Origin of the sequence: Paucibacter sp. KCTC 42545, assembly GCF_001477625.1 — a bacterium.
Lineage (GTDB): Bacteria > Pseudomonadota > Gammaproteobacteria > Burkholderiales > Burkholderiaceae_C > Paucibacter_A.
Genome location: NZ_CP013692.1, coordinates 4,711,045 through 4,736,318, shown reverse-complemented (window position 1 = coordinate 4,736,318; position 25,274 = coordinate 4,711,045). Strand labels below are relative to the sequence as shown.

General features: G+C 65.0%; 25 protein-coding genes. 11 read left to right on the top strand and 14 right to left on the bottom strand.

Annotated elements, in window-relative coordinates:
- Positions 1–17: 17 nt before the first annotated feature.
- Positions 18–209: a helix-turn-helix transcriptional regulator gene (locus AT984_RS20260; RefSeq protein WP_058721648.1), complete on the bottom strand. Its 192-nt coding sequence runs from the start codon at positions 207–209 to the stop codon at positions 18–20.
- Positions 209–622, bottom strand: coding sequence for a hypothetical protein (locus AT984_RS20255; protein ID WP_231741474.1), 414 nt, complete (start codon positions 620–622; stop codon positions 209–211). The genes AT984_RS20260 and AT984_RS20255 overlap by 1 nt, the downstream gene beginning before the upstream one ends.
- A gap of 102 nt (positions 623–724) precedes the next feature.
- Here AT984_RS20255 and AT984_RS20250 point away from each other — a divergent pair, with 102 nt between their 5' ends.
- Positions 725–1,390 carry a hypothetical protein gene (locus AT984_RS20250; RefSeq protein WP_156422148.1) on the top strand — a complete coding sequence of 222 codons (666 nt, stop codon included), beginning with the start codon at positions 725–727 and terminating at the stop codon, positions 1,388–1,390.
- 41 nt (positions 1,391–1,431) lie between these two features.
- On the opposite strand, the gene AT984_RS20245 is transcribed toward AT984_RS20250, so the two are convergent.
- Positions 1,432–2,184, bottom strand: a complete 753-nt coding sequence (locus AT984_RS20245; protein WP_058721646.1) for a hypothetical protein — start codon at positions 2,182–2,184, stop codon at positions 1,432–1,434.
- 217 nt (positions 2,185–2,401) lie between these two features.
- Between AT984_RS20245 and AT984_RS20240 the strand changes: the two genes are divergently transcribed.
- Together AT984_RS20240 and AT984_RS20235 are read left to right on the top strand one after the other, a co-directional pair.
- Complete coding sequence (locus tag AT984_RS20240) at positions 2,402–3,169, top strand: ParA family protein (RefSeq protein ID WP_058721645.1); 768 nt, start codon at positions 2,402–2,404, stop codon at positions 3,167–3,169.
- A gap of 17 nt (positions 3,170–3,186) precedes the next feature.
- On the top strand, positions 3,187–4,548 hold the full coding sequence (locus AT984_RS20235; protein WP_058721644.1) for a glutamine synthetase family protein: 1,362 nt from the start codon (positions 3,187–3,189) through the stop codon (positions 4,546–4,548).
- A 214-nt stretch (positions 4,549–4,762) separates the two neighbouring features.
- Here AT984_RS20235 and AT984_RS20230 read toward each other — a convergent pair whose 3' ends face one another.
- Both AT984_RS20230 and AT984_RS23120 read right to left on the bottom strand, forming a co-directional pair.
- The gene (locus tag AT984_RS20230; protein WP_058721643.1) at positions 4,763–5,197 is read right to left on the bottom strand and encodes a DUF2846 domain-containing protein; all 435 of its coding nucleotides are present in this window, start codon (positions 5,195–5,197) and stop codon (positions 4,763–4,765) included.
- Between the two features lie 163 nt (positions 5,198–5,360).
- Complete coding sequence (locus tag AT984_RS23120) at positions 5,361–5,723, bottom strand: hypothetical protein (RefSeq protein ID WP_156422147.1); 363 nt, start codon at positions 5,721–5,723, stop codon at positions 5,361–5,363.
- Positions 5,724–6,352: 629 nt separating this feature from the next.
- Here AT984_RS23120 and AT984_RS20225 point away from each other — a divergent pair.
- The 5 genes from AT984_RS20225 to AT984_RS20205 all read left to right on the top strand — a co-directional run bounded on the left by AT984_RS20225 (position 6,353) and on the right by AT984_RS20205 (position 10,364).
- Positions 6,353–8,047: an AMP-binding protein gene (locus AT984_RS20225; RefSeq protein WP_058721642.1), complete on the top strand. Its 1,695-nt coding sequence runs from the start codon at positions 6,353–6,355 to the stop codon at positions 8,045–8,047.
- Between the two features lie 85 nt (positions 8,048–8,132).
- Positions 8,133–8,876 (top strand): substrate-binding periplasmic protein, encoded by a 744-nt coding sequence (locus AT984_RS20220; RefSeq protein WP_058721641.1) that lies wholly within the window; start codon positions 8,133–8,135, stop codon positions 8,874–8,876.
- A gap of 87 nt (positions 8,877–8,963) precedes the next feature.
- A complete protein-coding gene (locus tag AT984_RS20215) occupies positions 8,964–9,629 on the top strand; it encodes a glutathione S-transferase family protein (protein WP_058721640.1) in 666 nt (221 codons plus the stop codon).
- A 32-nt stretch (positions 9,630–9,661) separates the two neighbouring features.
- On the top strand, positions 9,662–10,126 hold the full coding sequence (locus AT984_RS20210; protein ID WP_231741473.1) for a GNAT family N-acetyltransferase: 465 nt from the start codon (positions 9,662–9,664) through the stop codon (positions 10,124–10,126).
- Positions 10,116–10,364 (top strand): hypothetical protein, encoded by a 249-nt coding sequence (locus AT984_RS20205; protein ID WP_058721639.1) that lies wholly within the window; start codon positions 10,116–10,118, stop codon positions 10,362–10,364. The genes AT984_RS20210 and AT984_RS20205 overlap by 11 nt, the downstream gene beginning before the upstream one ends.
- Positions 10,365–10,383: 19 nt before the next feature.
- Here AT984_RS20205 and AT984_RS20200 read toward each other — a convergent pair whose 3' ends face one another.
- Positions 10,384–11,574, bottom strand: coding sequence for a hypothetical protein (locus tag AT984_RS20200; protein WP_058721638.1), 1,191 nt, complete (start codon positions 11,572–11,574; stop codon positions 10,384–10,386).
- Between the two features lie 214 nt (positions 11,575–11,788).
- Positions 11,789–14,053, bottom strand: a complete 2,265-nt coding sequence (locus tag AT984_RS20195; protein ID WP_058721637.1) for a heavy metal translocating P-type ATPase — start codon at positions 14,051–14,053, stop codon at positions 11,789–11,791.
- Positions 14,054–14,111: 58 nt separating this feature from the next.
- On the opposite strand from AT984_RS20195, the gene cadR reads away from it, so the two are divergent.
- Complete coding sequence (gene cadR, locus AT984_RS20190) at positions 14,112–14,597, top strand: Cd(II)/Pb(II)-responsive transcriptional regulator (protein WP_442952152.1); 486 nt, start codon at positions 14,112–14,114, stop codon at positions 14,595–14,597.
- A 27-nt stretch (positions 14,598–14,624) separates the two neighbouring features.
- Here the strand turns inward: cadR and AT984_RS20185 are convergent, their stop codons facing one another.
- From AT984_RS20185 to AT984_RS20160, 6 genes are all read right to left on the bottom strand, one after another.
- The gene (locus AT984_RS20185; RefSeq protein WP_156422145.1) at positions 14,625–15,470 is read right to left on the bottom strand and encodes a c-type cytochrome; all 846 of its coding nucleotides are present in this window, start codon (positions 15,468–15,470) and stop codon (positions 14,625–14,627) included.
- A gap of 8 nt (positions 15,471–15,478) precedes the next feature.
- A complete protein-coding gene (locus AT984_RS20180) occupies positions 15,479–17,908 on the bottom strand; it encodes a penicillin acylase family protein (protein WP_156422144.1) in 2,430 nt (809 codons plus the stop codon).
- 93 nt (positions 17,909–18,001) lie between these two features.
- Entirely contained in the window at positions 18,002–18,589 is a 588-nt protein-coding gene (locus tag AT984_RS20175; protein ID WP_058721635.1) for a response regulator, read from the bottom strand.
- A gap of 108 nt (positions 18,590–18,697) precedes the next feature.
- Complete coding sequence (gene aqpZ / locus AT984_RS20170; RefSeq protein ID WP_058721634.1) at positions 18,698–19,390, bottom strand: aquaporin Z; 693 nt, start codon at positions 19,388–19,390, stop codon at positions 18,698–18,700.
- 222 nt (positions 19,391–19,612) lie between these two features.
- Positions 19,613–20,998 carry an amidase gene (locus AT984_RS20165; protein WP_058721633.1) on the bottom strand — a complete coding sequence of 462 codons (1,386 nt, stop codon included), beginning with the start codon at positions 20,996–20,998 and terminating at the stop codon, positions 19,613–19,615.
- Positions 20,995–21,543, bottom strand: a complete 549-nt coding sequence (locus tag AT984_RS20160; RefSeq protein WP_058721632.1) for a peroxiredoxin — start codon at positions 21,541–21,543, stop codon at positions 20,995–20,997. Before AT984_RS20160 ends, AT984_RS20165 begins: the two co-directional genes overlap by 4 nt.
- A gap of 285 nt (positions 21,544–21,828) precedes the next feature.
- On the opposite strand from AT984_RS20160, the gene AT984_RS20155 reads away from it, so the two are divergent.
- Complete coding sequence (locus tag AT984_RS20155; RefSeq protein WP_156422143.1) at positions 21,829–22,710, top strand: hypothetical protein; 882 nt, start codon at positions 21,829–21,831, stop codon at positions 22,708–22,710.
- 11 nt (positions 22,711–22,721) lie between these two features.
- Here the strand turns inward: AT984_RS20155 and AT984_RS20150 are convergent, their stop codons facing one another.
- Positions 22,722–24,083: an HDOD domain-containing protein gene (locus tag AT984_RS20150; RefSeq protein ID WP_156422142.1), complete on the bottom strand. Its 1,362-nt coding sequence runs from the start codon at positions 24,081–24,083 to the stop codon at positions 22,722–22,724.
- A 141-nt stretch (positions 24,084–24,224) separates the two neighbouring features.
- Between AT984_RS20150 and AT984_RS20145 the strand changes: the two genes are divergently transcribed.
- Positions 24,225–25,214 carry an LLM class flavin-dependent oxidoreductase gene (locus tag AT984_RS20145; protein ID WP_058721629.1) on the top strand — a complete coding sequence of 330 codons (990 nt, stop codon included), beginning with the start codon at positions 24,225–24,227 and terminating at the stop codon, positions 25,212–25,214.
- Positions 25,215–25,274 lie beyond the last annotated feature (60 nt).

The following is a 25,274-nucleotide window of genomic DNA, read 5'->3' as shown; positions in this document are numbered from 1 at the left end:
CCTTGTTTGGGGAGCGCTCAGTCGGCTGAGAAGATGGCCTCGATGGCGCAGTCAAACAGCTTGGCAATCTGGAAAGCCAACGGCAGGCTGGGGTCATAACGCTCGTTTTCGATGGCATTGACGGTTTGCCGGGACACGTTCAGCCGCTCGGCCAGATCGGTTTGCGACCAGCCACGCTGGGCGCGCAGTTCGCGCAGAGAGTTTTTCATTAGCGGTAGCGCCGCGCCGCGATCAGCAGGCCCAACACCCACAAGGGCGCCATCGCCCCCCACACCACAAACATCGACAAACGCGGGTAGCCCAGCCCTTCCAGAAAGCCGTAGCCAAAGCTCAGCAAGGCGGTGCCTGCAAAGGCAAAAGCCAAGGCCTCGAACTGCACCCGGCGCTGCAATTCGTCCAGCCGCCGCATCTGGCGCATGATGGCCCAGAGCACCGCCACGGCCGGCAACATGGGGCTGAGCGCAGCCAGGTCACGCCAAGGGCTGGCCAGGTCGGCATGGCGGTTCAGCCAGGTGATGGAGGCCAGCAAAACCACGGCATATGCCAGCATCGCGCCGCCCAGTTCCTTCAGATACTGGCGGCTCCTACCGGTACCTGCGCTTTTCGCATTCAAAGTCATCATGACCAGCTCCTGTAAAGCATGCTTTCCAATTTCATCTTAGTCAGCGGCGCCAAACTTGTAAAGCATCCTTTACACATCGCCTGGGTTCTGGCGGCTTTGCTGATGCCCAGTCTGAGCCAGGCCCAGGCTCAGGCCAGCGTGCGCGAACAGGAAATGGCCGAATGCCGACCCGGTGAAATCAGCACCTGGGGTGATGGCAAAGACCGTGCGGCCGTGGCCGCCAAGCTGGTGTTTGTTTACGACCATCGCGGCGCGGCGCCTCAGTTCAACGAACGCGCAGTGTTGACCGCACTGGAGCGGGCGGCTGAGGCTTGGTCAGCCTGCGGTGTGCCGGGCCTGGTGGTGCGCGGTGAGATGACGCCCGCGCTGATGGCCGCCAACCCCGGCAATGTGCAGGTGCTGTGGAGTGACGCCGAAACCCGCGGCAGCTTCGCCCTGGCCAATCTGACCCAGCGCCGCCTGGCCCTGAGCCCGGCGGGCTTTGAGCTGCTGAAGCGCCGCAATCCCAGGCACCCGGCCGGCGAAACCTTGCAAATGACCATCTCGCATGAAATGGGCCACCTCTACGGCTTGGTGGCGCATTCGCGCCGCTGCGTCGATGTGACCTCGTACTACGACGACGGCAAGGGCCAGCATTGCCTGGCCCGCGACCCCAGCCAGCTCAAGACCGTCACTGAATACCGCGCCCAGCTGCCCACCGCTTGCGATATTCAGCGTTGCCGCGCCGCCAACGGCGCGGACAAGGGCAAGGGCTCTGCCGGCCGTTGATGGCCCAAGCGGCGCGACGGCTTATCGATTGATTGATGAACTTACTGCGAGCCGTAAATCATCAAGGCCGACATCAGGCAAGCCATAGGCTCGCGCTGCTCGGCCGGCAAGCTGCGCTGCAGCCAGATGCGCCCAGGGTGCAGCACCTCGACGGCGGCCACGCCGGTGCCGTTGCCTTCACGTTCGACCCGGTAGCCCGAGGCCGGTGATTTGAGGCCGCCACGATGCCGGCCAAAGCTGTACTGCTGCACCTCGTAGCGGCTGGCGTCGATCAGCAAGGCGCCGCGCAAAGGGCGCCATTCGTCGTCCAAGTCGAAGCTGACCTCGCGCTCTTTGTTGTCGCTGCGGCAGCTGCAGCGCAGATTGGCCTTGTCCTCTTCCAGATTGCCGACATTGCCAAGTTGCACGAGGCGCGACTGCGCGCGGTAGTCGCAGCGGCCCTGCCAGTGATCGGCCGTGCCATTGAACCCAAAGCGAAATCCTGAGCTGCTCTTCTGCACCGTGACATTGCCCAGCGTGGTGCTGCTATTCGAACCCCAGCCGCGTTTGACCTCGGTCACCCGGTAGGGGCCGACGTCGAAAGACTCATCCACCAGCGCGCCGATGAAGCTGCTGCGATTGGCCACCTCCAGCACATCGGCGTTGGGCGCAATGTCTGGCGGCGGGGTCATGCGGGCGGTGGGCAGCGCGCAAGCACTCAGCAGCAACACACTCAATAGCGCGGCGGTGCCTGCACCCGGGTAGCGCTTGGGCGTGATTGCCGTGGGCGTTGAAGTGAACAATTGGTGCTGCATCAGTGGCGCTCAAGCTGGCGGTGAAGGTGAGCTGCTAACGGCTCGTTGGCGCTGGCGGTGGACCGTGCCGGGAAAAGTACCGCATTGTCATATGCCGCCCGTGACGACGCCGCCGGCCAGCCACAGCCGTGTAGACACCTAGATCTAGCCCCGCAATTTTGTAATTGCTGCAGTGCACAATACTCGCTCTGCCATCAGCTTCAGCAAAGGGTCAGGCATGCGACGTGTTGTGTTCAATCAAAAGGGTGGCGTGGGTAAATCCACCATCACCAGCAACCTCGCGGCCATTGCGGCGCAGCAAGGCTTGCGCACCTTGGTGGTGGACCTGGACGCGCAGGGCAACTCCACTCGCTATCTGCTGGGCGAAGCGGCCGATGAGGCAGGCCAGCGCGGCGCGGCGGAGTTCTTCGAATCCACCCTGAGCTTCAGCGTGCGGCCGCCCAAGATGGCCGATTTCATCAGCGCCAGCCCCTGGGAGAACCTGCATGTGATGCGTTCCAGCCCCAAGCTGGAAGAGCTGCACAGCAAGCTGGAAAGCCGCTACAAGATCTACAAGCTGCGCGAGGCCTTGCAAGGCTTGAGCGAAGACTACGACCAGATCTGGATCGACACGCCGCCGGCGCTGAACTTCTACACCCGCTCCGCCCTGATCGCGGCGGACAGCTGCCTGATCCCCTTTGACTGCGACGATTTCTCGCGCCGCGCCCTCTACGGCTTGCTCGACAGCGTGAAAGAAATCCAGGCTGACCACAACCGCGAACTGGCCGTGGAAGGCATTGTGGTGAACCAGTTCCAGCCGCGCGCCAGCCTGCCGCAGCGCACGGTGCAAGAGCTGATCGATGAAGGCCTGCCGGTGCTGCAGCCCTACCTCAGCTCCAGCGTCAAGATCAAGGAATCGCACGAGTTGGCTCGGCCTATGATCCATCTGGATCCGCGCCACAAGCTCACGCAGGAGTACATGGCGCTGTTTGAATCGCTGCCATAACCCTAAGAGTCCACACCATGACCCAGGCGCAAGCCGTTTCGGAACAACTGGCCGCCCGCTTTCAACTCGAAGGCGTGCGCGATGTGGAATGCATCTTCCCAGATGTGTCTGGCTATCCGCGCGGCAAGCTCATGCCCGCAGCCAGCTTTGCACGCGGCCATGAGTTGCGCATCGCCCAAGCCATTGCCATGCAATGCGTGACCGGCGAGTATTCCTACGACCCGATCTTCCCTGACGCCGACCCCGATGTGCGCCTGCTGCCCGACCTGAGCACCCTCAGGCCCGTGCCCTGGGCGAGCCGGCCGCGCTATATGGCCATTCACGATTGCCTGGAGCTCAGCGGCCCCTGGAGCGGCCAGCTCTCGCCGCTGGCGCCGCGCAGCCTGCTCAAGCACGTGCTGGCGCGCTACCACGCGCTGGGCCTGCAACCGGTGGTGGCGCCCGAGATTGAGTTTTATCTCTGCGCCGCCAATCACGACCCCGCCCAGCCCTTGAGCGCCCCGATCGGCCGCAGCGGCCGGGCCGAGGCCGGCCACTCGGCCTTCAGCCTCAATATGCTCAATGAGCTGGCGCCCTTCTGGGACGAGTTCCACGCCGCCATCGACACCCTGGGCATTGCCGCCGACACCTGGATCCACGAAGTGGGCCGCACCCAGTACGAAATCAATCTGCTGCACGACGACCCCGTCACCGTGGCCGACCAAGCCTTTTTGTTCAAGTACGCGGCCAAGGAAGTGGCGCTCAAACACGGCCTCAACGCGGTGTTCATGGCCAAGCCCATCAGCGGCGAAGCCGGCAGTTCCATGCATCTGCACCAGAGCATCGTCGACGCCGGCGGCAACAACATCTTTTCCGCGCCGGACGGCAGCGCCACCCCAGCCTTCTTCCAGTTCATCGCCGGGCTGCAGCGCTACACGCCCGAGCTGATGCTGATCTACGCGCCCTTCATCAACTCCTACCGGCGCTATGTGAGCGGCAGCCAAGCCCCCGTCAACCTGCACTGGGGCCACGACAACCGCACCGCCGGCCTGCGCATCCCCGGCAGCGGCCCCGCCGCCCGCCGCGTGGAAAACCGCATCGCCGGCGCTGACGCCAACCCTTACCTGGCCATCGCCGCCTCACTCGCCGCCGGCCTGGCCGGCATGCAAGAAGGCCTGCGCCCCACCGAACCCCTGGTCGGCAACGCCTACGACCACGCCCACGACCTGCCCCGCAGCTTCATCCACGCCCACCAAGCCATGGCCCTGAGCGAAGGCGCCGCCCGCCTGCTGGGGGCGGAGTTTGTGCAGGGCTATCTGTCGGTCAAAGGCCTGGAGTTTGAGAGCTTCCAGAACGAGATCAGCGCCTGGGAGAGGCGGTTCTTGTTGCCGCAGGTTTAGGCGGAGCTTGATCCGCCCGCACTGGCATTCGCTTGCTGCGTTTGCATTTTTTCAACGGATGGCTGCCGCGCCCTCCATTTCCATGGGTTAACGACGCGGCGGCCTTATGTCCGTTGTCGGCGCTCATGTCAATGATTTGAACGCACCTGAGCCGAGACCAAACGTTTAACTTGAGCCGGGCCGAACGGCGTCGCCTCTAATGAACAATTGGCTATCACTTAGTCTCAGCGAGCTTAGTTTCTGTGACACCCTTCTTACCTTGGCCTTCATCCACAAGATGGAGTTTCGTGCGCGCATACATTACGCCCATCTTGACCTCCTGCCAGATGTAATAGAGCGCCCCAGGCTTGGCATCAATTTCTACTGTGTCAGTGTTCTCTGCCTTAGAAGCGATGGTGTGCTTGCCAGGTGAAACTTGTTTGTAGAGATAAGTGTTAGCAGCAGTCTGTCCGATAGGTTTGCCATCTACTTCGACATCCATCTTTATAGCGGCGCCCATGGACTCATTGCGATACACGTAGATTCCAGCCACATCACGTGGGGCAGTAAAAGTCTTGGCTGCGGCATCTTGGTTTGCGTCACCCATGTTGACCGACGCGCAACCGACTAAATTGACTGCAATCGCAGTCAATGCGAGAAATTTCTTCATACGGCTTTCCTTTTACGGAACCTTTGAACAACTACTGTGCGTTTGAACCTTGGCTAGGTCAGCCAAGATTTCCAGGGCGAACTTAGCCGGAGCCATTTACTAGCTTTGCCTTTCAGCTTGTTCGGTAAGGCGGCCTTTAACTGGTTGCCCTGGGCGTTGTGCTTTAGTTTTTCGTCACCCGAATGCTTACGATCTCAGAAGCGCCGAGGCCAAAGGTCGTGGGATTGGTAACCAGCAATTGACCTTGAATAGACAGCGTACAGGTCATGGTGAGTGCCTTTGACTCTGCTGAGGTTGCGCATCCAGAGCCGCTGCCTCCGAGCCAAGAAACGATGACACCATTGTTGCTGGACGTGATCTCGACTGAGTAGGTACCTGCTGACAGGGTGTATGAAAGCTGCACCCCGTCGGCGATCGTTTGGCTCTCGGAAACCACCGGTGGAGTGCTCTTATCCTCCCCACCACCGCCGCCGCCGCAACCGGACGTCATGACGCAAGCTGCAATTACAGCGAATACTGACTTCATAAAACTCCCTACTTGATTGACTTATTTCTAATGAGTCCTCTTCAACGAGGCAGCTTGCTCGCTACGACGTCGCCAGCGAAACGTGACATGTCAATCACTCTCGGCGACGCGTCAAAGGCTTCTTTCTGACCCCTAATGCTCGAAATGAACGGTGGCGGAAGAAGCACAACTCATCTTTTTATATCCGCTCTACAAGAGCGTTATGTAAATTGTATTCGGAGAAAATGAACACATCGGATCTGATCGCGATCCGAGAGAGTTGATGAGCCCGCTTGATGTTGTGCATGGAGGGCATGCCGCGAAGCCTAGACAGCCAGCGCTACCTATTCCCGACGCACCTCAAGAACCTCTGGTTTCTGTCCGGAATCTGGCAGCAGCCCATCTATCGCCGAGCTCAGTGAAGCGCTACTCGCGGTGCTCCAAAGTCGGATGAATGATCTAGCTAGGCTCGCCTCCCATTTCCAATCGCCCGCGCCGATCCGCCATTGGCCTTGATCCAGCTTCTCCACGTGCCAATTGCGCAGATAGATCGATCCATACCACCTCCCCCTTGGCGAAAACCTGTACCCCGCAACCCCGCCCCACCTCCTCATAATCCGGCACCCCAGCTCCCTCGGAGTGAAAGTGCCATGGCCACATCCAAGCCGCAGCTCTTGCTTGACTATGTCTACGCGCATGAGGCGCAGCGCCCGGAGCAGATCTATCTGAGCCAGCCGCTGGGCGGCGGGCGGGTGCAGGACTTCAGCTGGGCGAGCACGCTGGACCAAGCTCGCCGCATGGCGGCGCATTTGCAAAGCTTAGGTCTACCGCCGGGGGCGCGGATTGCCATCCTGTCGAAGAACTGCGCGCACTTCATCATGGCGGAGCTGGCGATCTGGATGGCGGGGGGCTGCACGGTGGCGATCTTCCCGACCGAGACCGCGGACACCGTGCGTTATGTGCTGGCGCACAGCGAGGCCAGCCTCTTGTTTGTGGGCAAGCTGGATCTCTGGGACACGCAGCGCGCCGGTGTGCCCGCCGGCCTGCCTTGCATCGCCTTGCCGCTGGCGCCTGACTCGGCCAGCAGCGAGATGCCGGGCTGGGACAGCATCACCCAGGCCACCAAGCCCCTGGCCGGCCAACCGGCGCGGCGGCCGGCTGAGATGGCCATGCTGATTTACACCTCGGGCTCCACCGGCCAGGCCAAGGGCGTGATGCACAGCTTCGAGCGCATCACGCGGGTGGCGGAAAGCAGCATGGCGTTCATCAAGCACATCATGCCGCCGGGCGTGCCGCTGCGCGTGCTGTCCTATCTGCCGCTGGCCCATGCGTACGAGCGTTCGGTGATTGAGTGCAACTCGCTGCAGGACGGCGGCTTCCACATCTTCTTTGCCGAGTCGCTGGACACTTTTGTGCAAGACCTGCGGCGTGCCCGGCCCACTATTTTTTGCTCGGTGCCACGGCTGTGGCTGAAGTTCCAGCAAGGCGTGTTCAGCAAGATGGCGCCGGCGCGGCTGGAGCGGCTGCTGCGCCTGCCTTTGCTGGGCGGCATGGTGCGGCGCAAGGTGCTGCGCGGCCTGGGGCTGGACGAGGTGCGGCTAGCGATGAGCACCTCGGCGCCCATCCCGCCCGAGTTGATTGCCTGGTACCGGCGCCTGGGTCTGAATCTGCTGGAGGGCTACGGCATGACCGAGGACTTCGGCTACTCGCACTGCAGCCCGCCGGGCCTGAGCGCGCCGGGCCGCGTGGGCCAGCCCATGCCCGGGGTGCAGACGCGCATCAGCGAAGAAGGTGAGATTTTGGTCAAGTCGCCGGGGCAGTTGCTGGGCTATTACAAGCGGCCGGACTTGGATGATGAAGTCTTCACCGCCGATGGCTTTTTCCACACCGGGGACAAGGGCGAGTACGACGCCCAAGGCCGGCTCAAGCTGACCGGCCGAGTCAAAGAATTGTTCAAAACTGCCAAGGGCAAGTATGTGGCGCCCGCGCCGGTGGAGAACCTGCTGCACGCCCACCCCTGCATCGAGATGAGCCTGGTCTCGGGCGTGGGCCAGCCAGCCGCCTACGGCCTGGTGGTGCTGAACGAAGCCCTGCGCCCGCAGCAAAGCGACCCGCAGCAGCGCGCCGAGCTGGCCCGCCAGCTCGGCCAGCATCTGGAGCAAGTCAACGCAGCCCTGCCGGACTATTCACGCCTGCGCATGCTGGTGGTTTTGCCCCAACCCTGGAGCATCGAGAACGGCTGCCTCACGCCCACCATGAAGGTCAAGCGCGCCCGCATCGAGGCCTTGGTGGCCGAGCGCCTGGCGGGCTGGTATGCCGATGCGGACAAGGTGCAGTGGGCCTGAGTGCGGCGCTAGCTCTGAGCGCGGTGGCCCTGGTGCTGAGATCACCCCACTTGCGCCGGCGAAGATTGGGTGTAGAACGAGTCGTATGAAAAGGCTCTACCCGATCTGCGTCGCCCTGGCGCTGCAGTTGATGACGGCGCTGGCCTGGGGGCAAGCCGTCACTTTGCGTTTCGTCGCCACGGAGTACCCGCCCTACACCAGCGTCCTCATGAGCAGCGGTGGGGCCATGGTGATTGCTTTGCGGGAGGCCTTGGCGCCTGCCGGCTACAAGGTGGAGGTGAGCTACCAGCCCTGGTCGCGGGTGAATGTGGAGTACCGCAAGTTTGACGGCGTGCTGGTGCTGTGGCCGCCGGAGATAGCCACCATGGGCTTGCACCACTTCATGCCCGTGTTCCGCAGCCGGCTGGGCTTCTTCGGCCGCGCCGACACGGCGGTTGATGTGTCCTCCTGGCGCGCCATCGGCCAGCGCAAGATTGGCACGGGGCGGGGCTATGGCTACCCCGCCGAGTTTCTGGGCGCCGGCCTCAATCTGCACCCGCATACCGATGACCTCGTCAATCTGCGCATGCTCAGCCGCTCGCGCCTGGATCTGGTGGCCCTGGAGCGCGCCGTCGGCATGCACCTTCTGCGCACCCAGCTGGCAGACGCCAAAGCCCAGATCCGCTGGCTGGAGCCTTCGTTTGCAGAGATACCCCTGGGCTGGGCCCTGACAGCGTCAGGCCCCGCGGCGGACGCCCAGGCGCAGCGCTTGCGGGCAGGGCTGGAGGCGCTACAAAAATCGGGCCGGCTGGCGGCCATTGCGCGGCAGTTTGATGTGGACAGCTGGTAGGCAAGCCGCTGCAGCGCGCGGGCCGAATGATGGCGCTTGCTACAGTTGCCCTCACTGCCACCGCCACATCGAAAGCGAGCTAGCCCCATGCTGCAACTCCACTACCACCCCAGCGACGCCAGCCTGATCCCGCACATCTTGCTGGAGGAATTGGGTGTCCCCTTCGAGCTCAAGCTGGTGGACCGCGCCAACAATGCGCAGAAGTCGGCGGCCTACCTCAAGCTCAACCCCAACGGCCTGATCCCGGTGCTGGTGGACGGCGATGTGGTGCTGTATGAAACCGCCGCCATCTTGCTGCATCTGGCCGACCGCTACCCCGAGGCCGGCCTGGCCCCGGCCCTGGCCACCGCGCAGCGCGCCGAGTATTACAAGTGGATGCTCTGGCTCAGCAACACCTTCCAGGCCGACTTCAAAACTTACTACTACGCCCAGCGCTATGTGGCCCCGGGCAACACCACCGGTGCCGCCGAAGTGAAGGCAATGGCCGAAGAGCGGCTCACCGGCGTGCTGACCCAGCTGGACACGCAAATGCACAAGAGCGGCGGCCCCTGGCTGCTGGGCGCGCAGTACAGCGCGCTGGACTGCCTGGCTTTTGTGCTGTGCTGCTGGGCCCGCAACTTCAAGCGCCCGGCGCGCGACGCCTCCGCCTATCCGCATCTGGCGCCCTATCTGTGCCGCATGTTGGCCCGCCCGGCGGTGCAACGCGCCTTCGCAACCGAGCAGCTGCCGGCCAGCTTCTTCGGCACGGATTGATTGAACAAATGTCTGAACCCATGACTGCTTCAATGAGTGAGCCCAACGCACTGGCCCAGGCCCTGCCCCTGGCCTGGAGCGATGACATCAGCAGCCTGAACTGGGACGAGTTGGTGGCGCTGTACCGCGCGGCGCCGCTGGGCAGCAAGAACGCCCGCGATCTGCAAACCGCGTTCAGCAATAGCCGCTTCCGCTGGCTGGTGCGCGATGCTCAGGGCGGCTTGGCGGGCGCGGGCAGGGCGCTGTCGGACGGGGTGGATTGCGCCTATCTGTGCGACATCGCCGTCCACCCCAGCCACCAGGGCACGGGCCTGGGCAAGCAAGTCGTGCAAAAGCTGCTGGACCAATGCCAGGGCCACCGCAAGATCATTCTTTACGCCGTGGCCGGCAAAGAGCCCTTCTACAAAAAGTTCGGCTTCCGGCGCATGCTGACGGCCATGGCCATTTTTGAGGACCCGGAAGGCGCTGTGGCGCGGGGGCAAATCGATGCGAACTGACAATGACTACGAGAAACTGGGCCGAGGGATCGGCCTCACGACAGCACTCGCACTCAGCCTGAGCTTGCTCAGCGCCTGCAGCAGCCAGGAGTGGTACGCCGCCGGCCGCGAGGCCCAGCGCGATCAGTGCAACAAGCTGATGGACAGCGCCCAGCGCGATCGCTGCTTGCAAGACGCCAATATGTCTTACGACCGTTACCAGCGCGAGAAGGCCCCAGCCCCCACGCCTGCCAAGTAGGCCCGAACTGGGCTGGCGGCTATTGCAGCAGCCGACCCGGGGCGGCGCTCGGCCAGCTCGGCTCCGCGCCGGCCATGTCGAATGGGTCAAGCACCTCGTCGGCCATGACAATGCGGCTGGCGGCGAGGTAGCGCTCAGCCACCCGCTCGGCGTCCACCCGCATGGCGGCGCTCACCATCACATAGCCGATGCGGTCGGCGTTCTCTTGCGGCGGGCGCAGCGCGTCGCCGCTGCGCTTGAGCATTTCCACGCAGCGCAGGCCAGGGAATAACGCGGTGGCTTGCTCGGGCAGATCAACCCGGCGTAGCTCGCCCTCATGCGCGGCCGCCAGCCAGCGCACCACGGCCACCTGCGTGGGCCGAGCCTGATCCTGCGCCAAGGTGGCAGCCGGCCACTGACCCAGATGCACATCCACCAGCGCCTCATGCACCGAATAGCCCAGCGCATAGCTGAGCAGGCGCGGCAGCTTGGCGCCCACCAGACGCCCATTCACGGCGACCAAGCGCAAGCCGGCCTCAGTGAGCATCAGCTCGGTATGGGCAGCGCCCCAGTCAAAGCCCAGGGCGTCGAGCCGGGCGAAAACAAAACGCTCAATCTCAGCGTACTGGCCTTGATTGGGCGTGAAGCAGCCGCCGCGAATCGCCACCGAGGCTGTTGACGCATATGGCGGCGCGAAGCTCTGCTTTTCATTCACGCCCAGCAAGTGGTGGCGGCCATTCACGCTGAAGGTGTCGCAGCCAATCAGCTGGCCGTGCCGCAGCAACTGCAGTTGCTGCAGCGGGTGCGACAACATGGCGGCGCGGGTGGCCGGGGCGGCTTCGGCATGATCCAAACCCTGCTCGGCAAGGTGGTGATGCAAGGCGGCGGGGTCGCGCAGCAAGCGCGCCGTCTCGGGGCGGATATGCGGCAGGCCCAGGGCCTGTGCCAGCCGCGCGGCGTCCAGCAGGCGCTTGTCGACCAGGCAGAGCAAGGCCTCGATGGGCCAGCGCTTGTGCAAGGCCAGCACCTCGCCCTGCACTTCGTCGTAATCAAAGCCCGGCAGGGTGATGATGCGCTGGGCCATTTCCAGCACGGCGCTGACCAGGGGCTGGCGTTGGTAATGCGCGAGGTCGGCGGTCAGGAAGCTGAAGGTGTCGCCGCGCTCGATGGCGGCCCGCATGATGTCCACATCATTGCCGCCCGGCAATTCGACGATCAAAAGGTGTGCCATGCGAAGTCTCCGCGCGCCGAGAGGGATCAACAACAGTGTGAGGCCCGGAGCGCTGATGGCTGGGGCCAGGTCCGACAGCCTCGACGCGTAGAGCTCCCGGTACCTTGTATCTTGCCCGCTCGGCAAAATTCAAAAGCGCCGATAAGCGCCGGCCCAAGTCCACAGTTCAGCGCAGTTCAGTGCAGTTCAGCCCGCAGCAAAGCGAGCCGTTGGTTCACGACACCTTGCTGCGCAGCAAGCGCAGGCCGTTGAAGACCACCAGCAAGCTGGCGCCCATGTCGGCGAACACGGCCATCCACATGCTGGCATTGCCGAACAGGGCCGCCAGCAGGAAGACGCCCTTGATGCCCAGCGCCAGGGCGATGTTCTGCACCAGCACGCTGCGGGTGCGGCGCGAGAGGCGGATGGTTTCCGGCAGGCGCTGCAGATCGTCATTCATCACGATCACATCGGCCGCTTCCATCGCGGTGTGGGTGCCGGCGCCGCCCATAGCAAAGCCGATATCGGCCTGCGCCAGCGCGGGTGCATCGTTGATGCCGTCGCCCGTCATGCCGGTCGGGCCATGGCGCTGCTGCAGCTCCTTGATCGCCGCCAGCTTGTCTTCCGGCAGCAAATTGCCGCGTGCCTCGGCAATGCCGGCCTGGGCGGCGATGGCCTGGGCGGTGGCGCTGTTGTCGCCGGTGAGCATCACGGGCGTGACGCCTAACGCGATCAGCTCGGCCACCGCTTGGCGGGACGAGGGCTTGATGGTGTCCGCCACCGCGCAGATGGCCAGCACACCCTGCTCACCCGCCAGCAGGGTGACGGTGCGACCGGCTTCCTCATGCACACGCAAGGCCGCCTCGATGGCCGGCGAGCATTGGCCGCGCTCTTCGATCCAGCGGTGATTGCCCAGCACGTAGCTGAGGCCATCGATGCGCCCTTCAACACCCCGCCCGGCGGCGGCCTTGAAGTCTTGCACGGCCGCGGCCTCACCCGCGCTCAGCAAACCTTGGGCGATGGCCTTGGACACCGGATGATCCGAGCGGCTGGCCAGGGCCAGGGCCAAGCGGGCCAGCGCTGCGCGGTCCATTTTGGCGACGATGGGCTGGAACTCCACCAGGCGCGGCTTGCCCTCGGTGATGGTGCCGGTCTTGTCCAGCGCCACGGCCTTGAGCATGCGTGCCTGCTCCAGATAGACGCCGCCCTTGATCAGAATGCCGCGCCGGGCCGCAGCCGCCAGGCCGCTGACGATGGTCACCGGGGTGGAGATCACCAAGGCGCAGGGGCAGGCAATCACCAGCAGCACCAGGGCTTTGTAAACCGCTTCCAGCCAGGTCCAGCCCATCAGCCAAGGCATGAAGGCCGCCACGGCCAGAGCCAGCACGAAGACCGCCGGCGTGTAGATGGCGGCGAACTTGTCGACGAAGCGCTGGGTGGGTGCACGCGCGCTTTGCGCTTCTTCCACCGCGTGGATGATGCGGGCCAGGGTGCTGTTCGAAGCCAGGGCGCTCACGCGGAATTCCAGCGCCGCCGTCTGGTTGATGGTGCCGGCGTAGACCTCGTCGCCCACGGCCTTGTCCACCGGCACGCTCTCGCCGGTGACCGGCGCTTGGTCGATGGCGCTGGCGCCTTGGGTGATCACGCCGTCCAGCGGCACCCGCTCACCAGGGCGCAGGCGCACGGTGGCGCCCACCGCCACGTCGGCGGTCAATTGGCGCAGCCAGCTGCCATCGGCTTGCAGGACTTCAGCCTCCTCCGGCGCCATGGCCAACAATGTCTTGATGGCATTGCGAGCCTTGTCCACCGCCCGCGCTTCGATCAGCTCGGCAATGGCATAAAGCGCCATCACCATCGCCGCCTCGGGCCACTGGCCAATCAGGAAGGCGCCGGTCACCGCCACCGCCATCAAGGCGTTGATGTTCAGGCGGCCGACGCGCAGGGCATAGAAGCCTTTTTTGTAGGTATCAAAACCGGCCAGGCCGATGGCGATGGCGGCCAGAGCCATGGCACCGAACTGGAAGGGCCGCGTGTCGGGCGCGAAGAAGGCAAAGCCTTCAGCCAGCAGGGCGAAGAACAAGGAGGCCAGCAGCCGCGGCAGGCCGGAGGCGATGGGCGCTGGGCTGTCTTCGCTGCTGCCATTCGCTGCAAGGTCCAGCGGCGTGGGCTCAAAGCCGGCTTTGCGGATGGCGGCCAAGGCGGCTTCAAGCACCGGGGGAGCCTCGGCCTTCAGCGACAGCACGCGCTGGCTGAGGTCGAAGCGCAAGGCGCTGACGCCGGCAATCGGCTCCAGGGCGCGGCGGATTTCAGACTCTTCCACCGCGCAGTCCATGGTGGGGATGCGAAAGCGCAAGGCGCCCTTGTCAGCGGGCAGCGGATCGGCGGGCGAACTGGGCGAAGAAGCTGTCTCGCAGGCCGACTTGCCGCAAGCATGGGCATGAGCAGGGGCATGTTCATGGCCGCTTGCGGCCGCTGGGGAATGCGTGTGTTTGTGCGTCATGGAGTCATTGGAAACCCTGAAGTGGGTATAGAGTCAAGCCCGATGATTGCAGAAAGGGATGGCCATGAAGATTGGTGAGTTGGCGCTGGCAACAGCGACCTCGGTGGAGGCGATCCGCTTCTACGAGCGCGAAGGCCTGATCCCCGAGCCCCGGCGCACCGCCGCCAATTACCGCAGCTACGAAGACGAGCATGTGCAGCGCCTGGCCTTCATCCGCAGATGCCGCTCTTTGGACATGGCGCTGGACGAAATCCGCGCGCTGCTGAGCTTCAAAGATGCGCCCAGCGCGGACTGCGGCGACGTCAACGCCTTGCTGGACGCCCATATCCAGCATGTGGCCGAGCGTGTCGTGGAGTTGCGGGCTCTGGAGCAAGAGTTGGTGGAACTGCGCGCACGCTGCAAGTCCGCCGCGGCCGGGGCCGACTGCGCCATTCTGAAAGAGCTGGGCCAGATGGACGGCGCCCCAGCCAGCACCACCGCGCCACGCAGCGGCCTGGCCCATGTGGGCGCGGCGCATGGTGGCCGGCAGCGTTCGGCCAAATAGGCAGACGGAACCGCACCGGGCGGCCTTTCACCAGAGCACTTTAGGCGCGAGCGGCAAGGCCTTCAGGTAATCGTGCAATTGCGCCGCCACGCTGGCGCGCGAGGCAGGGCTGAAGCTGTCCGGCAAAGCCGGCATGCTGCTGCCCGGCTTGAGGCTGGCGGGTGAGAGCAGTTGGCGCTGCCACGCCGCCGCATCGAGCTCGCGCGCCCGCTGCGCCAGATTGAGCGGCAGCTTGTCGCCGCCATAACCATTGACCTGATGGCAGCTGAGGCAGTACTTCTGCACCCAGGCCGCTTGGGTAGCCCAGCGCTTGGCCATCTGGCCGGGCAACAGGGCCGCGCGGCTGCTGGGGCGCAGGCTGATGTGCGCGACTTGGTAAGGCCAGAGCGCGCCGCCTTCGGCCTGCAGCTCGGGCGAGCGCAGGTTGTCCCACACCAGGTAATAGGGCGCCAGCGCGACCGCCTTCTCGTTTTGCAGCTGGTTGTCCACCTGAAAGGCCGCACCGTCGGCTCGGGCCACCACCAGAAAAGCCGCGTGCTTCAAAAAGCGCGCCACCGGAATGCGCGAGACAAAACCATCCAGCGCGCGCAGCTCAATTTCCTGCTCGGCGTCTTTGCGCCAACGCGGTCCCAGCAAATGGTCCAGCAGCTGCGGCGCCGGGTAGCCCAGGTAGCGCACCTGGCGCTGGCCGCCGCTCAAATGAGGCTCCAGCACCTCGATGGTTTGCAACTTAGCGGCCAGGCTGGCTTGCAGCACGGCCGGTGCGGGCAGGTCCAGCGCTTCCGCCGGCTGTGCTGCGAACAAGGCGGCTGCCAGCAGCAGCGTGGGGGTCAGGTCTTGCATGATGGTCGTACTGCTGAGTTCAATCGACAAGCGCGCTGTCAGGGCTGTTGAACAGGCTGAACGCCGAGTTTGGGCTTGAAAACCAGGGTGCTGCGGCTATGGGTCTGCACATCCTCCTCCAGCAAATGCTGCGGCCGGTAGCGGCCCGCTGCATGCAGCTTGGTTTGATCGTCGTAATGCGCATCGCCCCACACACCGCTCTGCCCCACCGGGTTGATGCCCTGGCTTTTGCCCGCTTGCGCGAAGTCGATGATGCGGCGGGTGGAGGGGCCACTCACCACCTTCCAGGGCGCATCGTCCCAACGCGCCGTCATATTGTTAGGCAGCTCGTAGCCACCGGGCACGGCCCAAGGGCCGACATTGAAGATCTTGTCCAGCGGCGCCTGCTTGCCCAAGGGGTGTTCATGCGTGAGCGTGTGCGCCCCGCCCCAGGTCCAGCGCTTGGCATCCGCGCCCAAGCCGCTGCGCAGATGGGCCAAGGTGGCGACCCAGGCTTCCTTGACGATTTCTGCCTCGCTCTCCATGGCGGGCGTGCCGCGCTTGTCCCACCAGGGGGACTGCGGGTCGGCCAGCAGGCGCGGCAGCGCAGGCGCCAGCAAGCGGCTGCGGCGCAGATTGTCAAAGGCAGCTTCGCCCAGTTCATCGGCCAACGCCGCGCGCGCCAGCTCCCACACAAACTGTTGGAACAGCACCGGCGCGCGCTGCGGCAGGCTGAACTTGCCGTCCCAGGCCGCCAGTTCTTCGACCAAGGCTTTCTCTTCCTCGCCCTGCGCTGCGTCACGCAGCAAGGGCAAGGCCGGCCGCAGCACGCGGGCGCTGTAGCCCGACTCCACATCGAGCTGCAAGGCGCGCGTGTTGGCACTGTTCCAACGGATGCTGGGCTCGCGCAAGAGTGAATCCAGGCGCTCGGCGCGGTCCCACAAGTTGTAATAGCCCGGCACCGGCACACTGCCCGCCGGCTGGTGGTTGGCCGACATCACATAGCCACGCGCCGGGTTTTCTTCCTGCGGGTTCTGGGCGAAGGGGCGCCAGCCCAGCTTCTCGGCCTCGCCCTTGCCGGCATCGAGGATGAAGCTGGGGTTCACGCCCTCCGGGCGGATCGGCAGGCGGGCCGCGGCCCACCAGGCGATGTCACCCGCGGCATTGGCCCACACCACGTTCAGGCCCGGGGCGTGGATCTTCTCGGCCGCCGCGCGGCCAGCCGCCAGGGTGTCGGCGCGGTTGAGTTCGTAAAAAGCCTGCAGCACCGGGTTCTCGGTTTCCAGCAAAGCCCACCACATGGCGATTGGCGTGCTGCCTTCTCCATCCTTCTTGCCAGGCACGATGTCACTGACGATAGGGCCATGCGGCGAGCGCCGCAGGGTCAATGCCACGGCGGGCTGGCCCTTCACCGCAATGCTTTCGACCCGGCTTTGCAGCGCCACCCAGCGGCCCTGGTGCCAGACCTCATTGGCATTGGCCGGGTTGACGCGCTCGGCCACCAGATCCAGATCGTCGTTCTGGAACATGGTGATGCTCCAGCCAAATTTCTCGTTATGCCCCAGCAAAGCCATGGGGTTGAGGGCCTGGAAGTGGCCGTACAACTCAAAGCCCGGCGCTTGCAGATGGGCCTCGTACCAAACCGCCGGCACGGCGAACTGGATGTGTGGGTCGCCCGCCAATAGCGGCTTGCCGCTGGCGCTGCGCGCCCCGGCCACGGCCCAGGCATTGCTGCCTTCGAACACCGGCAGGCCGGATTGCTCCAGCGCTGTGTGGCTCAGCAAGGCCAGGCGGTTCAGGTCTTGCATATCGCCGGGGCGCAGCTGCTGGCGCAGCACGCCGTCGGGCCGCCAAGCCAGGTCAAACAGGGCCAGGTATTGCGGCCCCAGCTGATCGCGCACCTGGCTCAGCACCGGCTCGGTACGGAAGGCGGCCGCAAAGCTGTAAGCCAGATAACCGGCGATGCTGACGGTGTCGGCCGGGGTGAAGGGGCGCTTGGGGATGCCCAGAATCTCAAACTCCAGGGGCGCGGGGCTCTGAGCCTGGAATTGGTTGACGCCGTCCAGATAGGCCACCAGCGCTTGCTTGGCCGGAGTGTCGACCTGGGCGAACTCTTTCGCTACATAGGCATCTGCATGGGCGCGGATGCCCAGGGTGCGGAACAGGCGGTCGGTGTCCAGTAGCTTGGGGCCGAGGATTTCGGCCAGCTCACCGCGCGAGAGGCGGCGCAGCATTTCCATCTGGAACAGGCGGTCTTGCGCATGGACATAGCCCAGAGCGCGATACATATCGGCCTCATTGCCGGCGCTGATATGCGGCACACCGAACTCGTCATAACGCACCGTGACAGCGGCACTCAAGCCAGCCAGGGCCAACTCACCACTGCGCTGCGGCTGCTTGCTGCGCACATGCCAGGCCAACACGGCGGCGCCCAGCAGCAAGAGGACCAGCAGGCCGGGCAGGACTTTTTTCAGCAAGAAGGATTTCATGGCGGCGCACGCTGCAATCAGAACAAGCCTGATTGCAGCACAGCCTGGGCCGGTTCAAGCCATGGGCTTACCCGGCGCCGCAGGAGATGGGGGTCAGGCCTTGCGCAAGCTGGCCAGGGTCTCAACGCGCTTGAGCAGCTCGCGATCGTTCCAGGGCTTTTTGAAGATGCCGTAAAGCCCTTGCACCTGATGCACCCGGGCCTGCATCTCGTCATGGCCGGTGATGGCAATGACCGGCATGTCCTCGGTCTCCATGCTGCCCTGCACGGCAGCGATCAGCTCAAAGCCATCCTTATTGGGCATTTCCAAATCGGTGATCAGCACCGCAAAGCGCTGCTCGGCCAGACGTTCCAGCGCCTCGACGCCATCGCGTGCCAGCGTGACCTCATAGCCCGCGCCCTGGAACAGCTTGCCCAGCTTGGCCCGGGCCACGGCCGAGTCATCCACCAGCAGCAGCTTGGCAGGCGCAGCAGGTACTGGTTCGGGCGCCGGAGGCGCTGGCGGAACAGGCGCCGCTTCCAGCTCGGGCATCTGGGTGGTGTTGGCCGCCTGCGTGGCCTTGAAGGCACGCGTTTCCTCGCCGCGCCGGGCGCTGATGAACCAGACCACCACGGCCAGGGGCACCACGATCAGCAGGGGCAGAAGATAGAGATTGAGGGTGTCGAACAGATCAAAGAACATGGTCGGCTTTCTTGGCGGATGCCCAATCTAACACCCGTATCTGGCGCCTAAACGAAAAAAAGCCGACCCTGAGGCCGGCTTTCATTGGCTTGAGACTCAGCGCTGAGTTCAGCGCTGCTCGCCAGCCACCATGCGGTAGCCCAGCGCGCCGATGACGGCACCGATGATGGGCGCCACCCAGAACAACCACAGTTGCTCCACGGCCCAGCCGCCCACATAGATCGCCACGCCAGTGCTGCGCGCCGGGTTGACCGAGGTGTTGGTGACGGGGATGCTGATCAGGTGAATCAGGGTCAAGGCCAGGCCGATGGCGATGGGCGCAAAGCCGGCCGGGGCGCGTTTGTCGGTGGCGCCCATGATGATCAGCAGGAAGAAGGCGGTCATCACCACCTCGGTGATCAGGGCCGCTTGCAGCGAGTACTTACCGGGCGAATGCTCGCCGAAGCCGTTGGATGCGAAGTCGCCGATTCTGCTGAAATCAGCACGGCCGCTGACGATCAAATACAGAACGCCACCGGCAGCCAAGCCACCCAGCACCTGTGCGGCAATGTAAGGCAGCAACTGCGCAGCCGGGAAGCGGCCACCGGCCCACAGGCCAATCGACACGGCCGGGTTGAAGTGGCCGCCCGAGATATGACCGACGGCGAAGGCCATGGTCAACACCGTCAGGCCGAAGGCCAGGGCCACGCCATGAAAGCCAATGCCCAGTGCGCCTGGGAACACTGCCGCCAAGACCGCGCTGCCGCAGCCGCCCAGCACCAGCCAGAAAGTGCCCAGAAACTCTGCACCGTATTTATTCATCCTGAACCCCTCAATCGTGTGAATGGAATGATTGACGCGACGGTCCGTCCCTCCGGGTGGCGCCGTCGTCCTGGCAGCTAAGCGGCCAAAGCAGCGCGCATTGTCAGCGCGCCTTGGCACCGCGCAGTGTCACGGATAGAGGTGACAAATACCCAAGCGGGATGACCCGGTGCGCCAGGCTGCCGGCGCTTGCTTCAGGGGTTCAGAGGGGCTGAAAGGGGATCAAAGAGGCCAGGCCCGCTGCGGCGCGCGCAGCTGCTCAAATGCAGCGGCCAGGCTCAGCACACCCACATCGTCAAAGCGCTTGCCGATGATTTGTAAGCCGATCGGCAGGCCCGCCGCCGTGTAGCCGCAGTTGATGCTGGCGGCGGGTTGCTCGCTCATATTGAAAGGCAAGGTGAAGGCGATGTGCTCAAACGGCCTTGCCGGGTCGTTCAGCGGGCTGGCCCATTCGGCCGCGAATGCTGGCACCGGGCTGACCGGCGAGAGCACATAGTCAAAGGGCTCACAGGCCGCCACCGCCGCTTCGCGGAACGCCGCCATCTGGCTATAGCCCTCGAACAGTTCGGCAGCGGACAAGCCCGCCGCCGTCTCCACCCAGGCGCGGATATAGGGCAACACCAGGGCCTGACGCTCGGCCGGGAGCTTGCAAAAGTCCAGCCAGGAACGCATGCGCCAGAACTTGTCCAGGCCCTCAATCATGGTGCGCGTGCTGAAGCCGGCCAGCGGCTCCACCTGCGCTCCAGCTGCGGCAAAGCGCTGCGCCGCGTCTTGCACGGCAGCGGCCACCTCGGGATCGACGGCCATGCCCCAGCCCGCATCAAGCATCAGCCCTAGCTTCAGGCCCTTGAGTGCAGCGGGGCGGATCTGCCAGTCCAGCGCTTGTGGCGGCAGGCTGCTGGCATCGCGCCAGTCTGGGCGGCTGAGTTCGCGCATCATCAGCGCGGCATCGGCCACCGTGCGGGTCATGGGCCCGGCCACCCGGCCGGCGTAGGCCGGCTTGATGGGAATGCGCCCGCCACTGGGCTTGAGCGTGAAGATGCCGCACCAGCCGGCGGGCAGGCGCAGCGAACCGCCGATATCGGTTCCCACATGCAAAGGCCCGTAGCCGGCTGCCGCTGCGGCCGCCGCACCGGCGCTGCTGCCGCCCGGGTTCTTGCTCAGATCCCAGGGGTTGCGGCTGAGCGGATGAAAGCTGGACAGGCCCGAGCTGAGCATGCCGTAGTCCGGCATGGTGGTCTTGGCCATCAGCACCGCGCCGGCTTCGCGCAAGCGGGCGGCGGGCGGTGCGTCCTCAGTCGCCGGGATCAGCTCGGTCGCTGCCGTGCCAAGCGGCAGCGGCGTGCCGCGGGTGGCGATGTTTTCCTTCAGGGTCAGCGGCAGGCCGTCCAGAGGCAAGGCCTGACCCTTGAGCCAACGCGCTTCCGAAGCGCGGGCTTGCTGCCGGGCTGACTCCGGGTCAAACGCATAGAGCGCGTGCAGCTGCGGCTCGCAGGCTTCGATATGCCGCAGCACCGCGTCCAGCACCTCCACCGGCGAGAGCTGCCGGGCCTGGTAGGCCGCCAGCAGCTGAGTCGCGCTCCAGCCCTGCAGCGGCTCACCCGTCATGGCTTGGAGGCGGCCTTGAGTTTGGCGGCGGCCTTGAGCATTTGCTCGACGTGGCCGTCGGCGCTCAGGCTGGCATAGACCGCAGCGATCTTGCCATCGCTGCTGATCAAGTAAGAGATGCGGTCGGCCATGCCGGGCACCAAGGTCAGTGCGGCGTCATAACTCTTCATCACCTTGGCACCGGCATCGGCGGCCACAGCGAACTTGCTGCGGCAGGCCTCGATGGAGAACTTCTTCAGCGTTTCGATGTCATCGTTGGAGATACCGATGACGGTGGCGCCCAGGTTCTTGAATTGATCGGTCGCCTCGGCGAACTGGTGGGCTTCGATGGTGCAGCCGCTGGTGAAGGCCTTGGGGTAGAAGTACAGCACCACCGGCCCTTCCTTCAGGGCAGCCGCCAGCTTGAACTGGAAGGGCTTGCCGCCCACCGCCGCCTCGGCCGCAAAGTCAGGCGCCGGCGCACCCACGGCCAAAGCGGCCTGGGCCAAGGGGCTGATCAGCATGAGGCCGCACAGGGCGAGGCTGGAGAGTTGTTTGAATTGCATGAGCTGGACCGCCTGTTTAACTAGAGGAAGAAGTTTGACTGATTGACAGCCCGATGATGCCTGTTTCACCACGCTCTTGCTCATGCCCAGCGCGGATAACCGGGCCGGCCCATCGGACAAGCGGGCATGAAGCCCAGGCCAAGCCCAGCACCGCCACGCCGGCATGACCCAGCCGTGACAGGTGAATGCTGCCAACTCGGCTGCCGCCATGACTTTTGACACCCGCCGCAGCACAGGCGGCAACCCACAATCGCCGTCCCATCAGCCACCCAAATGAACAGCGATATGAGTCATCGTCACGCCATGATCCCCCTGCCACGGCGCGGGCTCGCCGCCCTGGGCTTGCTACTGACGCTGAGCGCCTGCGGGGGCGGCAGTGGTGAGATCGACCATTTCGTCAACGACACGACCGAGGCCTCGCTGTGCGTGCTCTACAACTGCACCGAGTCCGACACCGTCGTGGTCGGCGACATCAGCCCCAAATACGTGGTGACGCAATCGTCGGGTGGCCAAGTGCATGTGGCGGCGCGCCTGGGCAAGACTGCTAATTTGCTGACCGTCGTGCGCCCCACCAAGGGCGACACCCTGACGGCCAGCCTGGGCGGCCAACAAAGCGAGCTACGCAATATCGACAAATACCGCATGGACTATGCGGTGGACTTTGCCTACGGCTCTGCCCAACCCAGCGTTGTTGTCAACTTCGTGCGCGCGGGTGAGGCGCATGCCAGCAGCGTCACCATGCCGGCGCCCTTTCGCATCCTGAGCCCCACCGGCCCCATCAACCTCGGGCGGCAAAGCGGCTTTCTGTGGGTACGCATGGATTTGGCCGGAGATGCACCGCTGAGCCTGCAGACCGCGCTGAGCTGCGTACGCGCAGACGGTAGCAGCTTCAAGGGCGATACCGCTGTGCCAAGCAGTTATGACGCCAATGCCAGCGGCGGCCCGGCATGGCGGGTCAGCACCCTTGACCTTGACCTGGCGCTGAACAATGTGGGCCTCGGCCTGGGCGGCAGCACCCCCAATAAATCACCGGTGCAGAGCTGCGAGCTGGACTTCAACTGGTTGCTCAGCAAACCCGGCAAAACAGCGGCCACCTTGTCCAAGTACAGCAGCATCCGCGCCGAGCGCAGCGCCGGCCACCATATCAGCTACGACGCCAGGCTCTGAGCCGGGCCTGACTATTCCCAGGCCTGCGCGGCCAGCAGCTGCACTGCCTCGGTGCCGCCGAAGGGCGCGGCCAAGGTGTCGAATTGTTCGCCCGGCAAGCCAGCATCCAGAGCTTGCGCCAAGCTCAGATAAGCCGCCCAGGGCCCGCTGCCCTCCAACATCGCTTGCTTGGCGAATGGCGGCAGCTGCAACATCGCCACCGCCGCGGCGGCCTGGCAACCCAGGAGGCGCGGCAGGCTGCTGGCCAGGCCCAGCAAATACAGGGCGCCGGACTCGGCCTCGCCGCTGGCGCGTGCCAAGGCTTCAAGCAAACGGGCGCGCGCCAGCGCGTGCGCTTGCAAGGCCTGGCCGGCCGGGCGCGGCGGCGCCAAACGCACCAGCAGGCGCGAAGTCCAGCGGTAAAGCGCGTCGCGGCCAAGCACCATCACCGCATGTTCGATCGAATCCAGCACCCGGCCCGGGCTGGCGCCCGCGCTATTGAGATGCTGCAGCAGGCGCACGCTCAGCGCCGCGTCGGCCTTGATGTCGGCAGCCAGCAAGGCCACATCATCGTCGCGCACCAAGCGGCCCAGCAGCTGCATCAGGGCCGCGGCTTGGGGCGGCAAGGCATGACTCAAATCGGCGGCCGGGCCGGCAGGTGCTGCCGCATCCAGGCGGCAGCTGGCCAGCATCACCGAGGGCTGATTCAGCAAGGCTTCCAGTGCATCAACATCCGGCAAATCCAGCAGCAGCTGGGGCAAGGCACCGCTTTGCAGCAGGCACAGGCTGATGGCCTGGCGGCGTGCGGCATCGCTGCTGGCCTCAGCCAATTGGGGCACGATGAAGTCGGGTCGGCCCAACTCAGCCAAAGCCTGGCCATGTTGTTGGCGCCAGCCCACCAGGGCACCGGCGGCACGCAAGCGCGCCAGCAGGGTCAGGGCTTGCTCGCTGCTGGCCAAGGGGGCTCCGGGTCGAATCAGCAAGACCATGCCGGCCAAGACTGCGCCGGGTTGTTCATTCGCATCCACGCTGCGCGCCAACCAGGCCAAGGGCAATTCGGTCAAGGCCCGCTGACCCTGGGCCACGCACAAACGCATGGCCGCCAGCAAGGCATTGGCATGGGCAGCACCGGTGCTGGCGTCGGCACGCGCCAGCAAGCGCTCCTGCTGAGCCGCGCCGAGTTGAAACTCAAAGCCCGCCAAATGACCTTGCGCCGACACCAGCGGCCGGCGGGCGCCGACCACCGTCAAGACCGGCTCCGCGGCAGGCTGTGGGGCGAGCGGCTTGGCCTGCACCTGAACGGGCACCCTCGCCTGCCCCCGCCCGGGTTGGGGCGCAGGCAAGGGTTGCTTGCGCCCGGGCAAGCAAGACAAGATTTGGGACAAAAAACTCATTCCCGCTAGCCTCGCAGCTTTTCGGCTCGCACGCTCGGTCGTGAAGCAGGGGCAATCCGGGCCAATTTGACCTACGCCGACTTACTCCGGCGCCAAGACCTTGGCTCGGCAGAAAAACAGCGCGCGGACTAGACTGGCCCCATGCCTCATCCCTGCCCCCTTTCCGTTCTCGACCTCGCGCCCATCGTTGAAGGCAGCAATGCCGGCGAGGCCTTGCGCCGAAGCATCGCCCTGGCCCAGCATGCCGAAGCCCTGGGCTACCGCCGCTTCTGGGTGGCGGAACACCACAATATGGACGGCGTGGCCAGCTCGGCCACTGCCGTGTTGATCGGCCAGCTCGCGGCGGCCACGAAAACCCTGCGGGTCGGCTCCGGCGGCATCATGCTGCCCAACCATGCGCCGCTGATGGTGGCCGAGCAGTTCGGCACCCTGGCCTGCCTGTTCCCGGATCGCATCGATCTGGGCCTGGGCCGCGCCCCCGGCACCGATCAAGCCACCATGCGGGCGCTGCGCCGCCACCTCAGCAGCGCCAGCGAAGACCGTTTCCCCGACGATGTGATTGAGCTGCAAAGCTATCTGGCCCCGGCCCGCGAGGGTCAGGTCGTGCGCGCCATCCCCGGCCAGGGCAGCGAGGTGCCGATCTGGCTGCTGGGCTCTAGCCTCTACAGCGCCCAGCTGGCGGCCTACCTGGGCCTGCCCTTTGCCTTCGCCTCACACTTCGCGCCCGATTTGCTGCAGCAAGCGCTGGACCTCTACCGCGCCCACTACCGCCCCAGCGAGAAGCACCCCAAGCCCTATGCCATGGTGGGCCTGAACGTGGTGGTGGCCGACGATGATGCGCAGGCTGCCTACCTCTTCACCTCGCTGCAGCAGCGCTTTCTGGGCATGCAACGCGGCCAGCGCGGCCTGCTGCCGCGCCCGGTGGACAGCATGGCCGGGCGCTGGACACCGCAGGAAGAAGCCGGAGTGGGGCGCATGTTGGCGGAGTCGCTGGTGGGCTCGCCCGCCACCGTGGCCGCCGGCCTGCGAGCCACCCAGACGCGCACCGGTGCCGACGAGTTCATCGTCGCCTGCGCCGTGCATGACGATGCCGCCAGGCGCCATTCCTACGCCTTGCTCGCGGCACTCTGAGGGCCTGCTTGGCGTTTGGTAAAACCCGCGCGCTATTCTTGCGGAGCTGCGCCACTGCTT